The organism is Pseudomonas sp. ES4 (assembly GCF_050586665.1).
GTDB classification, from domain to species: domain Bacteria; phylum Pseudomonadota; class Gammaproteobacteria; order Pseudomonadales; family Pseudomonadaceae; genus Aquipseudomonas; species Aquipseudomonas frederiksbergensis.
In genome coordinates, this window is record NZ_JBOBDO010000031.1 from 1 (window position 1) to 13,790 (window position 13,790).

15 protein-coding genes are annotated in these 13,790 nt (G+C 59.1%); 8 read left to right on the top strand and 7 right to left on the bottom strand.

All coding sequences use genetic code 11. The features are described 5' to 3' along the window. Window positions 1–70: 70 nt before the first annotated feature. Window positions 71–1,492 carry an amino acid permease gene (locus tag ACQ4OB_RS24875; protein ID WP_076030148.1) on the bottom strand — a complete coding sequence of 474 codons (1,422 nt, stop codon included), beginning with the start codon at window positions 1,490–1,492 and terminating at the stop codon, window positions 71–73. Window positions 1,493–2,421: 929 nt separating this feature from the next. Here ACQ4OB_RS24875 and ACQ4OB_RS24880 point away from each other — a divergent pair. Then, window positions 2,422–2,559 (top strand): hypothetical protein, encoded by a 138-nt coding sequence (locus ACQ4OB_RS24880; RefSeq protein ID WP_008156111.1) that lies wholly within the window; start codon window positions 2,422–2,424, stop codon window positions 2,557–2,559. 69 nt (window positions 2,560–2,628) lie between these two features. Further along, the gene (locus ACQ4OB_RS24885) at window positions 2,629–3,594 is read left to right on the top strand and encodes a leucyl aminopeptidase (protein WP_430956649.1); all 966 of its coding nucleotides are present in this window, start codon (window positions 2,629–2,631) and stop codon (window positions 3,592–3,594) included. A 184-nt stretch (window positions 3,595–3,778) separates the two neighbouring features. On the opposite strand, the gene rluB is transcribed toward ACQ4OB_RS24885, so the two are convergent. The 5 genes from rluB to ACQ4OB_RS24910 all read right to left on the bottom strand — a co-directional run bounded on the left by rluB (window position 3,779) and on the right by ACQ4OB_RS24910 (window position 8,687). Continuing rightward, a complete protein-coding gene (rluB, locus tag ACQ4OB_RS24890; RefSeq protein ID WP_074874473.1) occupies window positions 3,779–5,077 on the bottom strand; it encodes a 23S rRNA pseudouridine(2605) synthase RluB in 1,299 nt (432 codons plus the stop codon). A 280-nt stretch (window positions 5,078–5,357) separates the two neighbouring features. Next, on the bottom strand, window positions 5,358–6,347 hold the full coding sequence (scpB, locus tag ACQ4OB_RS24895; protein WP_430956650.1) for an SMC-Scp complex subunit ScpB: 990 nt from the start codon (window positions 6,345–6,347) through the stop codon (window positions 5,358–5,360). Window positions 6,348–6,358: 11 nt separating this feature from the next. Beyond that, window positions 6,359–7,180, bottom strand: a complete 822-nt coding sequence (locus tag ACQ4OB_RS24900) for a segregation and condensation protein A (protein WP_008156118.1) — start codon at window positions 7,178–7,180, stop codon at window positions 6,359–6,361. Beyond that, window positions 7,181–7,810 carry an L-threonylcarbamoyladenylate synthase gene (locus tag ACQ4OB_RS24905; protein ID WP_102616520.1) on the bottom strand — a complete coding sequence of 210 codons (630 nt, stop codon included), beginning with the start codon at window positions 7,808–7,810 and terminating at the stop codon, window positions 7,181–7,183. A gap of 13 nt (window positions 7,811–7,823) precedes the next feature. Continuing rightward, window positions 7,824–8,687, bottom strand: a complete 864-nt coding sequence (locus tag ACQ4OB_RS24910) for a PHP domain-containing protein (protein ID WP_033053481.1) — start codon at window positions 8,685–8,687, stop codon at window positions 7,824–7,826. Window positions 8,688–8,774: 87 nt separating this feature from the next. Between ACQ4OB_RS24910 and ACQ4OB_RS24915 the strand changes: the two genes are divergently transcribed. The 6 genes from ACQ4OB_RS24915 to ACQ4OB_RS24940 all read left to right on the top strand — a co-directional run bounded on the left by ACQ4OB_RS24915 (window position 8,775) and on the right by ACQ4OB_RS24940 (window position 13,050). After that, a complete protein-coding gene (locus ACQ4OB_RS24915) occupies window positions 8,775–9,371 on the top strand; it encodes a septation protein A (protein ID WP_074874463.1) in 597 nt (198 codons plus the stop codon). A 1-nt stretch (window position 9,372) separates the two neighbouring features. Then, the gene (locus ACQ4OB_RS24920; protein WP_047532085.1) at window positions 9,373–9,672 is read left to right on the top strand and encodes a YciI family protein; all 300 of its coding nucleotides are present in this window, start codon (window positions 9,373–9,375) and stop codon (window positions 9,670–9,672) included. Window positions 9,673–9,781: 109 nt separating this feature from the next. After that, window positions 9,782–10,195: a translation initiation factor 2 gene (locus ACQ4OB_RS24925; protein WP_074874461.1), complete on the top strand. Its 414-nt coding sequence runs from the start codon at window positions 9,782–9,784 to the stop codon at window positions 10,193–10,195. 7 nt (window positions 10,196–10,202) lie between these two features. Continuing rightward, window positions 10,203–10,880, top strand: a complete 678-nt coding sequence (locus ACQ4OB_RS24930) for a response regulator transcription factor (RefSeq protein ID WP_027922300.1) — start codon at window positions 10,203–10,205, stop codon at window positions 10,878–10,880. Between the two features lie 331 nt (window positions 10,881–11,211). Beyond that, a complete protein-coding gene (locus tag ACQ4OB_RS24935) occupies window positions 11,212–11,649 on the top strand; it encodes a Spy/CpxP family protein refolding chaperone (RefSeq protein ID WP_074874459.1) in 438 nt (145 codons plus the stop codon). 66 nt (window positions 11,650–11,715) lie between these two features. Next, window positions 11,716–13,050: a sensor histidine kinase gene (locus ACQ4OB_RS24940; protein ID WP_074874456.1), complete on the top strand. Its 1,335-nt coding sequence runs from the start codon at window positions 11,716–11,718 to the stop codon at window positions 13,048–13,050. 108 nt (window positions 13,051–13,158) lie between these two features. On the opposite strand, the gene ACQ4OB_RS24945 is transcribed toward ACQ4OB_RS24940, so the two are convergent. Next, on the bottom strand, window positions 13,159–13,722 hold the full coding sequence (locus ACQ4OB_RS24945; RefSeq protein WP_430956651.1) for an NAD(P)H nitroreductase: 564 nt from the start codon (window positions 13,720–13,722) through the stop codon (window positions 13,159–13,161). Between the last annotated feature and the right edge of the window lie 68 nt (window positions 13,723–13,790).

Sequence of the window (13,790 nt, forward strand, 5' to 3'; positions counted from 1 at the left end):
AAGGGATTTGTGTAAAACCCGAAAACAACAAACCCGGCACATGGCCGGGTTTGTTGTGTCTGCGCTTACATTATTTCGCTACGGAACCCGCAGCCTGCAGTGCGTGCCGGGCGCTGCGTTTGTTCTTGATGCCGTAGCAAATCCACATGAATGCGACCCACACCGGAATCGCATACACCGAGATCTGAATCCCCGGAATCAGCAGCATCACGCCAAGAATGAACACCACGAACGCCAGGCAGACGTAGTTCCCGTACGGGTACCACAGGGCCTTGAACAGCGGCGTCTGTTTGGTCTTGTTCATGTGCTGGCGGAACTTGAAGTGCGAGAAGCTGATCATCGCCCAGTTGATCACCAGGGTGGCAACCACCAGCGACATCAACAGTTCCAGCGCGTTTTGCGGGATCAGGTAGTTCAGCAAAACGGCAATCAATGTCACCGCCGCCGAAGCAAGGATCGAACGCACTGGCACGCCGCGCTTGTCGATCTTCGACAAGGCTTTCGGCGCATCGCCCTGCTCGGCCATGCCCAGCAACATGCGGCTGTTGCAGTAGGTGCCGCTGTTGTACACCGACAGCGCCGCGGTCAGGACCACGAAGTTGAGAATGTGCGCAGCGGTGTCACTGCCAAGCATCGAGAACACTTGAACGAACGGGCTGCCGCTGTAGGAGTCGCCCGACGCATTCAGGGTCGTCAACAGGCTGTCCCATGGCGTCAAGGAAAGCAGGATAACCAACGCGCCGATGTAGAAAATCAGGATCCGGTAGATCACCTGGTTGATGGCTTTCGGGATCACGGTTTTCGGCTTGTCAGCTTCCGCTGCGGTGAAACCGAGCATTTCCAGGCCGCCGAAGGAGAACATGATAATCGCCATGGCCATCACCAAACCGCTGACGCCATTCGGGAAGAAACCGCCGTGGACCCACAGGTTGGTCACCGAGGCTTGGGGGCCGCCGTCGCCGCTGACCAGCAGATAGCTGCCGAGTGCAATCATGCCGACGATGGCCACGACCTTGATGATCGCGAACCAGAACTCCGCCTCACCAAAGACTTTGACGTTCGCCAGGTTGATCAGGTTGATCAAGACGAAGAAACCGGCTGCCGAAACCCAGGTCGGGATATGTGGCGCCCAGTAGTGGATGTATTTGCCGACCGCGGTCAGCTCCGACATGCCCACCAGAATGTACAGAATCCAGCAGTTCCAGCCCGACAGGAAGCCGGCGAAACCGCCCCAGTATTTATGGGCGAAGTGGCTGAAGGAACCGGCGACTGGCTCTTCGACGATCATTTCGCCGAGCTGGCGCATGATCATGAAAGCAATGAAGCCGCAGATGGCGTAGCCGAGGATCATCGACGGGCCGGCAGATTTCAGTACACCGGCCGAGCCAAGGAACAGCCCGGTACCGATCGCGCCACCGAGGGCGATCAGTTGAATGTGGCGATTTTTCAGGCCGCGTTTCAGCTCGCCTGAATGCGAGTTTTGTCCACTCATGAAAAGGGTCTCACGCAAGGTTTGATGATGTTCGTTAGACGTTGCTGCTCGGGGGCGATTTCAAGCAGCGCCGATCAAACCCCAGCGAAGGCAAAAGGAGTTCAGCGTTTTTACAACGGTCATGCGTCACCTGTTTGTTTTTATCTGTGACGAAATCGAACCCGACACGCTTGTGGCGCAGCGGAGTGAACAAGGCGGATAGCCTTGAGGTTTGCGCAGATGCGCAGGAGGTCACAGTTAAAACGCGGCGCATTGTACACCTGTAACCCCCTGCTGCCAGACACTGCTGGATCAGCGTGTCATTTGCCGGGATTGCCTGTGTCCGCCTCGAGGCTCTCGGGCGGCTGCAAAAATAGAGTCAGACCTTTGCGGGTCATCGATGGGAACGATGGAAAAATCGCTCCCCGGGGGAGATGGAGATGAGTCACGGCGTACATTGCGCCTCCTTCTTGTTATGCACCTGCACGACAGGCATGGGGCGCATCTCACCCTTCAACCGCGCCTGAAACAAGCGGGCCAGAGCCCTGCGCACGGCCTGAATGGCTACTTGGCGGAAGGTTTTCCTTACATCCCTTCCGCAAGCGTCAAACCAAGGGCTTTGAGGCTTGATTTCGTCAGTATTTCTTTACAAGCCGTAACGTAAATTTGCCGAATCAGATCTGACTGTATGTTGACTGCAAATTGACGGTAGGACGTTTCCGTAGGGAAAGGTCGAGTTAGTTTTTTGTTTTTTATTAACAAATTGCCCGATAAAAAACAGAATAAAAAGTTCAAACAAATCTTATTTGATTATTTTTTTGCAATTTAAAAACCTGTGAACTAGGTTTTCAGCGACTTGCCGAGACGCATCGATCAGCAAGTTGGCGGGTTGTTCAATGACTGAAAACGCGCCGCTGCACTTACCGAAAAAGTCATCTAGGAGATTCACAATGCAAGCACTTGAAAAAGACTTGGAAACTGAACTGCAACTGGACGATTGGTTTGAAGCACCGACCCATGACGCCGCCGTTGAAATGATGCAAGCCGATGCGGTTGTTCCGTTCGGCACGGCGATGTGGCCTCTGTAAGACATCCCGGCAGGCACGATCCGGCCGGTTGTGCCTGCCACTTTTTCTCGGTTTGTCAGGGAGGACTACATGGATAAGCAACGCGCCATTTCGCATTTCCTTTACTACCTCGAACATCACCCTGCCCTTGCCGGCATTAATCCGGCGAAGGTCTTGCTCGGCTACACGGCTGATTACCATGCACTGACGGGCGCCATCGCCGAACAGGCCGGTGCCAGCCCTCGCTTCAGTTTCAGCGCAATGCGACTGGATCTGGAGCCCTCGGAATTGCTGGCCCAGGCAATTGCCGACAGCGATCTGTACATTTTCTTCTACGACTCTTCTACCCTGCCCAACCCACGCCCCGATGGCCCGGATTTTGTCCGCGCGCTGCAAGGCGTCATGGCCGAGAACTGGAAGAAGTCGCTGCTGTTCAAGGATTACGGCGATTACTTCTACGACACGTTCAGTGTCACCCCGCAGCGCATTGCCGGGTTGAACAGCCACTTGATTCAGCGCATGTCCCATGCCACCACGTTAAGTTTCAAGGATGATCACGGTTCGTGGTTTGAAACACCGTTGAGCAGCATCAAGAAGTGGACCGACATCAACGGTGTCGGCAACTTCGATCTGGCGCCTGGTGAGATTGCTACGCACAGCGAAGCCATTAATGGCAGGGTCAAGTTCATGGGGACTTTTCTCGGCACTATTCCATTTGCCCGCAAATACGGGGTGCTGGAGTCGCCGCTGGAGTTGTGGATCGAGAACTCGACCATCAGCAAAATCGCCACCGAGGTGCCGGGGCTTGAACATGACTTCAACAAGTACCTGGAGGCCAATCCATCCAATCGACGAATTGAGGAGTTGGGGATCGGCACCAATGAAGGTGTTAAGGCGTTGTACGCGCGCAATGCCGGATTCGAGGAGCGCCATTGCGGGCTGCACCTGGGATTGGGCGGTGGCGCGAAGGGCAGCCATCATCTGGACCTGATTTTCTCCAGCGGCGTGTTGGCGCTGGATGATGAGCCGGTGTTTGATGGGCGGTTTGTGTTCTGACTGATCGACTGATCGTTCCCACGCTCCGCGTGGGAATGCATCAATGGACGCTCTGCGTCCGCTCTTGAGATGTGACGCAGAGCGTCACGGGCTGCATTCCCACGCGGAGCGTGGGAACGATCAGAAAAACAGACAAAAAAAACGCCAACCCGAAGGTTGGCGTTTTTCATGGAGCGCTTACCGATTACTCAGGCTTGCGGCGACCGAAGCCTGGACGCTGGCCCGAACCGGCTGGCGCACCACGGCGCTTGCCCGATGGCGCGTCCTTGTCGACCAGAACGATGCCTGGACGCTTCTTCGCCGGTGCCTTGGCCGGGCGCTTGGTGTCGGAAGGACGGTCTGCCACAGGCGTACCGCGACCCGACTCACCACGAGACTCGCCACGACCGGCCGGAGCACCGCGATCGCTACGACCACCGCTTGGCGCACCGCGGCCTTCGCCGCGCTCGGTGCGACCATTGGCCGGACGTGGCGTGCGTGGACCGCGCTCGCCGTCAGCACGAGGTGCTGCTGGCTTGCGGGCTGGGCGCTCGCCTTCGATATGCGGTTCACGGGTATCACGCGGCGTAGCAGCAGTCTGGTTACCGATGGCTGGACGCAACGAACGCACGCGCTCGGTCTTGCCCATCGGACGCGACGATTTACGCTGCATGCGATCGAGCTTGTCTTTGCTCTTGGCGTTCATCTGCGGCATGGCCACCGGGGTCAAGCCGACTTCAGCACTCAGAATATCGACTTCGTACTGGCTCATTTCGCGCCAGCGGCCCATCGGCAGGTCGGAGTTGAGGAACACCGGACCGAAACGCACACGCTTCAGACGGCTGACCACCAGGCCTTGGGATTCCCACAGACGACGGACTTCGCGGTTGCGACCTTCCATCACCACGCAGTGGTACCAGTGGTTGAAACCTTCGCCACCTGGCGCCTGCTTGATGTCGGTGAACTTGGCCGGGCCGTCTTCGAGGACGACGCCTGCTTTCAGACGCTCAATCATCTCGTCATCGACTTCACCACGGACACGCACCGCGTATTCACGGTCCATTTCGTAGGAAGGGTGCATCAGGCGGTTGGCCAGCTCACCGTCGGTGGTGAACATCAGCAGACCGGTGGTGTTGATGTCCAGACGACCGATGTTGATCCAGCGACCTTCTTTTGGTTTCGGCATCTTGTCGAAAACGGTCGGACGACCTTCCGGATCAAGGCGGGTGCAGATTTCGCCGTCCGGCTTGTTGTACATGATCACGCGGCGTACCGACTCGGCGGCTTCTTCGCGCTTGATCACCTTGCCATCAATGGTGATGGCGTCGTGCATGTCGACGCGCTGCCCGAGGGTGGCGTCTTTGCCATTGACCTTGATGCGGCCGTGGCTGATCCAGGCTTCCACGTCACGGCGCGAGCCGACGCCGATACGGGCGAGGACTTTCTGCAGTTTTTCGCCTGCTGGGCCGATTTCCTGGTCGTCTTTCTGGTCTTTGATACTCATCTGGGCACCTCCCGGTGTGGTCTGTAAAACGGGGTACTTGGCGAAGGGATCGCCGAAGGGTCGCGAATCATACGCTCATGGGAGCGTTCGCGCATCAGAGACTAGCTGATCAATGGCGACTTACCTGTTTTTCCGCCGACCGGCTTGTGCAGGAGCCGAGCTTGCTCGCGATGACGTCGGCATATTCAACATCAAGGTGACTGGAAGACCGCTATCGCGAGCAAGCTCGGCTCCTACAGTTCTTGAAGATCGTTCCCACGCGTGGGAACGATCAGTCAGGTTAATCGTCTTCGAATGCGCGGCGTTCGGCCTCGATTGCTTCGGCGAGGGCTCGGGCTTCGGCTTCTTCGTCGGTCAACTCGGGCTCGGGCTTGTGTTGTTCAAGGGCGGCGACAGCGGCCAGGAGTTTCTCGCGAGCTTCGGCAACGCCAAGCACATCATCTTCCTGCTCTTCTTCCTGCTCTTCTTCGACTGTGGCTTCGGGCTCGATCTGAAGTTCGACTTCGATCACAGGCTCGGGCAGGTCCACAATCTCTTCGGTCCCGCTCACCTCACCATCACGCAACAGATCGTCGAAGTCAGTCTTGAGCCCTTCCTCCATGGTGTCGAGCTCCAGCAACAGCGTATGGAAACTGGTTTCCTCCTTCGGCTCTTCCGGCTCGGCGCTGGCGTCGGCCAACTCTTGCAGTGCGGCAGGCACCGGCGCGTCGTCGAAGTCGAGCACCGGATCAGGCTCAAGCTCGCGCAATTCGGCCAGCGGCGGCAAATCGTCGAGGTTTTTCAGGTTGAAGTGATCGAGAAAGGCCTTGGTGGTGGCAAACATCGCTGGTTTACCTGGCACGTCGCGGTAGCCGACGATGCGAATCCACTCGCGCTCCAGCAAGGTTTTCACGATGTGACTGTTGACCGCCACACCCCGCACGTCTTCGATCTCGCCCCGGGTGATCGGCTGGCGATAGGCGATCAGCGCAATGGTTTCGAGCATGGCGCGGGAATAGCGCTGCGGCCGCTCTTCCCACAAACGTCCTACCCACGGCGAGAACTTTTCGCGGATCTGCAAGCGATACCCGGAGGCCACTTCCTTCAGCTCGAAGGCGCGGCCGTCGCAGGACTTGGCGAGAATCGTCAGGGCTTTCTTGAAGACCGCCGGGTCCGGCCGCTCGCCCTCTTCAAAGAGTTCGAACAGGCGTTCAAGCGATTGCGGTTTTCCCGAGGCCAGCAGAAAGGCTTCAAGCAATGGCGCCAGCTCGCGGGGTTCAGTCAGGTTCATGATTCAACTCGTTATTCGGCTCGGGCCCGCACGTGGATCGCTGCGAACGGCTCATTCTGCACCAGCTCGACCAAGGATTCCTTGACCAGTTCGAGGATCGCCATAAAGGTTACCACCACCCCCAGACGTCCCTCCTCAGCGGTGAACAGCTCGGCAAAGGGCACGAAACCGCCGCCCTTGAGGCGCTCCAGTACATCGCTCATGCGTTCGCGGGTGGACAGTGCCTCGCGGCTGACCTGGTGACTTTCGAACATGTCGCCACGGCGCAACACTTCTGCCATGGACAACAACAGCTCTGAAAGACGCACGTCCGGCAACAGCTTGCGCGCCCGGGCTTCCGGGGCGTCGAGCTTGGGGACGACCACGTCACGACCCACACGGCTCAGGCCATCGATGCCTTCGGCTGCGGCCTTGAAGCGTTCGTACTCTTGCAAGCGGCGAATCAGTTCGGCACGCGGGTCATCTTCTTCGGCTTCGATCGTTTCGGCACGCGGCAGCAGCATCCGCGATTTGATCTCGGCCAGCATTGCGGCCATGACCAGGTACTCGGCGGCCAGTTCCAGGCGCACCGACTGCATCAACTCGACATAGCCCATGTACTGCCGGGTAATTTCCGCCACAGGAATGTCGAGGATGTTGATGTTCTGTTTGCGGATCAGGTACAGCAGCAGGTCGAGGGGGCCTTCGAAGGCTTCGAGAAAGACCTCAAGCGCATCCGGCGGAATGTACAGGTCCAGCGGCATTTCCATGACCGCCTGGCCATAGACCATCGCGAAGGGCAGCTCTTGCTGGGCTCCGGCCTGACTGTCAACCACGGGTTCTACTGCAGACATCTACGCCTCGGCCATGAACGGCGTCGGGTCGCCGCAACCCACGCGGATCACTTCCGGCTCGCCGTCAGCGAGGTTGATCACGGTGGACGCCTTGATCCCGCCAAAACCGCCGTCGATGATCAGGTCGACCTGATGCTCGAGCAACTGGCGCATTTCGTAAGGATCGGTCATCGGGTCGGTGTCGCCGGGCATGATCAGGGTCACGCTCATCAGCGGTTCGCCGAGTTCTTCCAGCAGCGCCAGGGCAATGGGATGGCTCGGTACGCGCAGGCCAATGGTGCGTTTTTTCGGGTGCAACAACAGCCGCGGGACTTCGCGGGTGGCGTTGAGAATGAAGGTATACGGACCCGGCAAGTGGGCCTTGAGCAAGCGAAAAAGACCGGTATCGATCTTGGCGAACAGCCCCAGTTGCGACAGATCGCTGCAAATCAGGGCGAAGTTGTGCTTGTCATCCAGACCACGCAATCGACGCACGCGCTCCACGGCATTCTTGTCACCGATCTGGCAACCAATGGCGTAGGAGGAGTCTGTGGGATAAATCACCACCCCGCCTTTGCGGATGATCTCGACAGCCTGTTTGATCAGGCGCGCTTGCGGGTTTTCCGGATGAATCTGGAAAAATTGACTCACATTCTCTACCTGTTCAGACGGCGGCAATAATTGGGTCATGTTTGAATCGACACCACAGTGGTGGCAAATCTTCCGGAAGCGGGCGGTACTCACCGATCTCGGACCAGCCTCCAGGGCCATGAAAATCACTGCCGGCGCTGACCAGCAGACCGAACTCACGGGCGAGAATCGCCAGGCTGCCCACTTGCTCGGCGGGCTGATGGCCATTGACCACTTCGATAGCGTGGCCCCCAGCTTGAATATAGTCAGAAATCAGCCGGCGACGCTTGCTGCGAGTGAAATCGTAGTGCCACGGATGCGCAAGGCTGACCCAGGCCTTGGCGGCACGCAGGGTTTCGACCGTGTCTTCCAGGGTTGGCCAGTGTTGCTTGACGTCCCCCAGTTTGCCGGCACCCAGCCATTTGCGGAACGCTTCGGCGCGATCCTTGACGAAACCTTCACGCACCATCCAGTCGGCGAAATGCGGACGGGCCGGCGCGTTGCCGCTGTCGCCCAGTTCCTGCTGGATGGCCCGGGCACCTTCCAGCGCACCCGGCATGCCTTTCAATGCCAACTTGCGGCTTATTTCTTCGGACCGTAGCCAGCGGCCATCGTGCAATTTTGCAATGGCCTCGACCAACGGCACAGCGTTGACGTCGAAACCATAGCCCAGCACATGAATGGTCGCGCCGCCCCAGGTGCAGGACAATTCGACGCCGTTGACCAGTTGCATCCCCAGCGCGGTCGCCGCACTGCGAGCCTCGTCGAGGCCCTCGAGAGTGTCGTGATCGGTCAAGGCCAGGACTCGCACGCCTTTCTCGAACGCACGCGCAACCAGTACTGCAGGCGCGAGAGCGCCATCGGAGGCCGTGCTATGGCAGTGCAAATCAACATTCACAGGACTTTTTTACCTCAATTCAGCTGGCGCTATCGCGCGCCCATATGTTTGTTATTATGCCGCCACATCCTGCTTCTGGCTGCCACTGTGAAACAATTCATCGATTTCATCCCGCTCCTGCTGTTCTTCATCGTCTTCAAACTCGATCCCCGGGTCGTCGACATTGCCGGCCACGAGGTCACTGTAGGCGGTATCTACAGCGCCACTGCCATGCTGATCCTCAGCTCCCTGGTGGTTTACGGCACGCTGTTCATCAAGCAGCGCAAGCTGGAGAAGAGCCAGTGGCTGACCCTCATCGCCTGCCTGGTCTTCGGTAGCCTGACCCTGGCGTTCCACAGCGAAACCTTCCTGAAATGGAAAGCGCCGGTCGTGAACTGGCTGTTCGCCCTGGCGTTCATCGGCAGCCACTTCATCGGCGAGCAATTGCTGATCAAACGCATCATGGGCCACGCGCTGACCCTGCCGGAGCCGGTCTGGACTCGCCTGAACATCGCCTGGATCGGCTTTTTCCTGTTTTGCGGTGCCGCCAACCTGTTCGTCGCGTTCACGTTCCAGGAATACTGGGTCGACTTCAAAGTCTTCGGCAGCCTGGGCATGACGCTGCTGTTCCTGGTTGCGCAGGGCATCTACCTGTCCCGCCACCTGCACGACGCCGATACCACAACGCCAAAAACCGAGGACTGACATGCTTTACGCAATCATTGCCACAGACGTCGCCAACTCCCTGGAAGCCCGCCTGGCCGCACGGCCTGCACACCTTGAGCGCCTGCAAGCGCTCAAAGGTGAAGGTCGCATCGTTTTGGCCGGTCCACACCCGGCAGTCGACAGCAATGATCCGGGCGCTGCGGGTTTCACCGGCAGCCTGATCGTCGCCGAATTCGATTCCCTGAGCGCCGCGCAGGCCTGGGCCGACGCTGATCCGTATATCGCCGCAGGCGTCTACGCCAACGTTTCGGTCAAACCGTTCAAGCAAGTCCTGCCGTAATATCTCCCCGCGCGATGAACCTTATCGGTTCATCGCGCTCTCAACGCTCATTATTCTCGTTTGCCGGCCGACAACCTGCCCAATACTCGTATTGGAATCAGGAGTGGCGATGCGCAAAGGTCCGTTGTGTCTGATGTTGGTGACGTTATCGATTGTGGCCCCTGCCCACGGTGAAGAAAGCGCCGAGGGCGGCAGCTCGACACCGCTGTCCCTGAGCGCCGGCAGCCAGATCACCGAGTTGCAACAGCGCTTGAAGGCAAGCGAACAGCAACGAGAAGAACTGAGCAAACAGCTGCAAAATACCGATGCCGAACGCGAAAGCGCCCAGCTAAGCCGGTTGCGCCAAGAGAATCAGCGTCTCAAGCTGCAACTCAAGGAAACCCAGGCCAGCAGCTCGCTGCCGCGTCTATTGACCGATCAGCAACAGTGGTTCGTCATCGGCGCCGGGGTAGCGCTATTGGCGCTGCTCTGCGGTATCTTCGCCAGTGGTGCCACCAGAAAACGTAGGCAATGGCTAAATTGAGTGAGTCATGAGCGAGCTGTTATTAATTGATGATGACCAGGAGCTGTGTGAGCTCCTGAGCAGTTGGCTGAGCCAGGAAGGCTTTCAGGTCCGCGCCTGCCACGATGGTCAGAGCGCCCGTCGCGCACTGGCCGAAACATCGCCGGCAGCCGTGGTGCTGGATGTGATGCTGCCGGATGGCAGCGGCCTGGAGCTGCTCAAGCAATTGCGCAGCGATCACCCGGACTTGCCGGTGCTGATGCTTTCGGCTCGCGGCGAGCCGCTGGACCGCATCCTTGGCCTGGAACTCGGCGCCGACGATTACCTGGCCAAACCATGCGACCCACGGGAATTGACCGCCCGCCTGCGCGCCGTGTTGCGCCGCAGTCATCCGGCAGCGGTGTCCAGTCAGCTGGAACTGGGCGACCTGTGTTTCAGTCCGGTACGTGGCGTGGTCAGCATCGATGAACAGGAGTTCACCCTCACCGTCTCCGAAAGCCGCTTGCTCGAAGCCCTGCTCAAGCAACCCGGCGAGCCGCTGGACAAACAGGAACTGGCGCAAATCGCCCTCGGCCGCAAACTGACGTTGTACGACCGCAGCCTGGACATGCACGTCAGCAACCTGCGCAAAAAGATCGGCCCGCACCCCGACGGCCGCCCACGCATCGTGGCCCTGCGCAGCCGCGGATATTACTACAGCCTCTAAAACCCAATGCAAAACGTTGTCGCAGCTGTCGAGCCCCAGCGTTGCTGCGTTCGGCTGCGAAGCAGTCGTAAGTTCTGGATACGCGGCTTACTTGAAAAAACGCATCGCCTGATTTCACGACTGCTTCGCAGCCGAACGCAGCCTCGCTGGGGCTCGACAGCTGCTACATCGGTCATGTTTGGTCAGTGAAATTGGTGAAAGTGATGGATTTGTCAGGTCAATCTGAAATCGTCTTTACCTAAGCTTTACGCTCAGCTGACCGCCGCTGACCTTGATCTGCGTAATCTGTACTCATCCGGAACGTACCGGGAACGAGACAAGGAGATTCACCATGCGCAAGACTCTTATCGCTCTGATGTTCGCTGCCGCCCTGCCGACCGTTGCCATGGCCATGCCTGAAGGTGCCGGCCCGATGGACGGATCACACCATGGCGGTCAGATGCACGGCATGCACGGCAAAGGCCCGTACAGCCAGCTGGACCTGAGCCGCGAACAGCGCGAGCAGATCCGCAAAATCATGGGCGAGCAGATGCGTGAACGTAAGCAAGTGGTCGACAAGTACCTGGAAAAACTCTCGCCAGCCGACCAGAAAGCCTTGAAAGATGAAATAGCGGCCAACCACAAGAAAGCCGAAGCCGACGTGCGTGCGCTGCTGAAACCGGATCAACAGAAGCAATTCGACGAGATCCAGAAAAAACAGGCTGAACGTCGCGCCGAATGGGCCGAGTTCAAGGCCTGGAAAGCGCAACAGCCGCAAAAGGCGCAGTAATGTTCTAGCGACATATCACAGCCCGACGGTTAATCGCCGTTGGGCTTTCTTTGCTGAGGAGTTTCTGTGCGCTCATTGTTCTGGCGTATTCTGGCCAGCTTCTGGTTGGCCATCGCTCTGGTTGCCGGGCTTTCCATTCTGCTGGGCCACATGCTCAACCAGGACGCCTGGATTCTCAGCCGCCATCCGGGCCTCAATACCTTGGCCGAACAGTGGACGCAAACCTACGAATCACAGGGTGAAGACGCGGCCCAGGACATTCTGGAACAGCGCAAGCGCCAGTATCACATCGACGTTCAAGTGCTCAATGAGAGCGGCGATCCGCTGGTGCGCGGTACCTTTCCACGCCGGGCGGCCGCCTTCGAAGCGCGCCAGAACAACGACGACCGTCGCCTGCCATGGCGCCGGCTGACCGATGAGTACACCAGCGCAAAAACCGGCGACACCTACCTGCTGATCTACCGTATTCCGCACCCGGAACTCGACGCGTGGCACCGCGAAAGCCTGCTCTGGCCGCTGAGTGCGCTGGGTATCGCGTTGGTGGTGCTGACCTTGTTCAGCCTGTTCGTGACGATGTCCATTACTCGCCCACTCAACCGCTTGCGCGGCGCGGTGCATGACCTGGGGCAAACCACCTACCAACAAAACAGCCTGGTGAAACTGGCCAACCGGCGCGATGAATTCGGCGTGCTGGCCAACGACTTCAACCGCATGGGCGCGCGCCTGCAAAGTTTGATCGGCAGCCAGCGGCAGTTGTTGCGGGATGTGTCCCACGAGCTGCGTTCACCGCTTGCCCGGCTGCGCATCGCGCTGGCACTGGCCGAGCGAGCCAACCCTGAAGAACGCCAGAAACTCTGGCCGCGCCTCACTCGAGAGTGCGACCGACTGGAAGCGCTGATCAGCGAAATCCTGGTTCTGGCGCGGGTCGATGCCGACAACGCCAGCGCTGAAGAGATTGATCTCAATGCGCTGCTCAACACGTTGCAAAAGGATGCTCAATTGGGTTCGCCGGAGCAGAACGTGCACCTTGAGGCCGAGTCGAATCTGAACCTTAAAGGCTGGCCGACGATGATCGAGCGCGCCGTCGACAACCTGCTGCGTAATGCTCAACGGTTTAACCCGGTGGGGCAATCGATTGAAATGCAGGCGGTGCGCCAGGGTGAGCGGATTGTGGTCAGTGTGCGCGACCATGGGCCGGGTGTAGAGGCTGCGCATTTGAGCCAATTGGGCGAGCCGTTCTACCGGGCACCGGGGCAGACGGCGGCCGGACATGGCTTGGGGTTGGCGATTGCGCGCCGTGCGGCGGAACGGCATGGCGGGAGTCTGGTGCTGGCTAATCATCCCGATGGCGGGTTTATCGCCAGCCTCGAATTACCGTTAGTGCCGGGAGTCGCCACTTAGATGATCGTTCCCACGCTCCGCGTGGGAATGCAGCCCGGGACGCTCTGCGTCCCATTGGAACGCGGAGCGTCCCTTGAGGCATTCCCACGCAGAGCGTGGGAACGATCCTTACGCGGCTGGCCAGGCGCTGACGAATTCGGCCAGGTCGACTTTCTCCGCCACGCGCGGCTCCTTCTGCGGCGTGCCGAGGTAAAGGAACGCGATCACTTCTTCCCCTTCAGCCAGGCCCAAGCCCTTGGCCACATGTGCCGAATACGCCAGTTCGCCCGTGCGCCATACCGCGCCAATCCCTTGCGCGTAAGCCGCCAGCAAAATCCCGTGAGCGGCACAACCTGCCGCCAGCCGTTGTTCGGACTTCGGATACTTGACGTGATCCTGCAACCGCGCGATCACCACCACCACCAGTGGCGCACGCAGCGGACCGTTACGCGCCTTGTCCAGTACCGCCTCGGACACTTCACTGTCCTGCTGCTTCGCCGCCTCGGCCAGCAACTCGCCCATTTGCTCGCGCGCCGCGCCTTCGACGGTCAGGAAACGCCAAGGCTGCAAGTGGCCATGGTCTGGTGCTCGCATTGCGGCGCCAAACAGCACTTCCCGCTGTTCTGCGGTGGGCGCCGGTTCTATCAGTCGTGGAACGGAAACACGGTTGAGCAAAGCGTCGAGAGCCTGCATCGGCCACCTCCTGAAAAAAATGTTTGGCTATTCTAGCTGCAACTGCGCAGGCGGCGCCGGTTTACATG

Coding starts and splice junctions, on each gene's coding strand:
- ACQ4OB_RS24945 (WP_430956651.1), bottom strand. CDS start 13,722: ATGCAGGCTCTCGACGCTTTGCTCAACCGTGTTTCCGTTCCACGACTG.
- scpB (WP_430956650.1), bottom strand. CDS start 6,347: ATGAACCTGACTGAACCCCGCGAGCTGGCGCCATTGCTTGAAGCCTTT.
- ACQ4OB_RS24935 (WP_074874459.1), top strand. CDS start 11,212: ATGCGCAAGACTCTTATCGCTCTGATGTTCGCTGCCGCCCTGCCGACC.
- ACQ4OB_RS24875 (WP_076030148.1), bottom strand. CDS start 1,492: ATGAGTGGACAAAACTCGCATTCAGGCGAGCTGAAACGCGGCCTGAAA.
- ACQ4OB_RS24925 (WP_074874461.1), top strand. CDS start 9,782: ATGCGCAAAGGTCCGTTGTGTCTGATGTTGGTGACGTTATCGATTGTG.
- ACQ4OB_RS24900 (WP_008156118.1), bottom strand. CDS start 7,180: ATGTCTGCAGTAGAACCCGTGGTTGACAGTCAGGCCGGAGCCCAGCAA.
- ACQ4OB_RS24885 (WP_430956649.1), top strand. CDS start 2,629: ATGGATAAGCAACGCGCCATTTCGCATTTCCTTTACTACCTCGAACAT.
- rluB (WP_074874473.1), bottom strand. CDS start 5,077: ATGAGTATCAAAGACCAGAAAGACGACCAGGAAATCGGCCCAGCAGGC.
- ACQ4OB_RS24920 (WP_047532085.1), top strand. CDS start 9,373: ATGCTTTACGCAATCATTGCCACAGACGTCGCCAACTCCCTGGAAGCC.
- ACQ4OB_RS24880 (WP_008156111.1), top strand. CDS start 2,422: ATGCAAGCACTTGAAAAAGACTTGGAAACTGAACTGCAACTGGACGAT.
- ACQ4OB_RS24930 (WP_027922300.1), top strand. CDS start 10,203: ATGAGCGAGCTGTTATTAATTGATGATGACCAGGAGCTGTGTGAGCTC.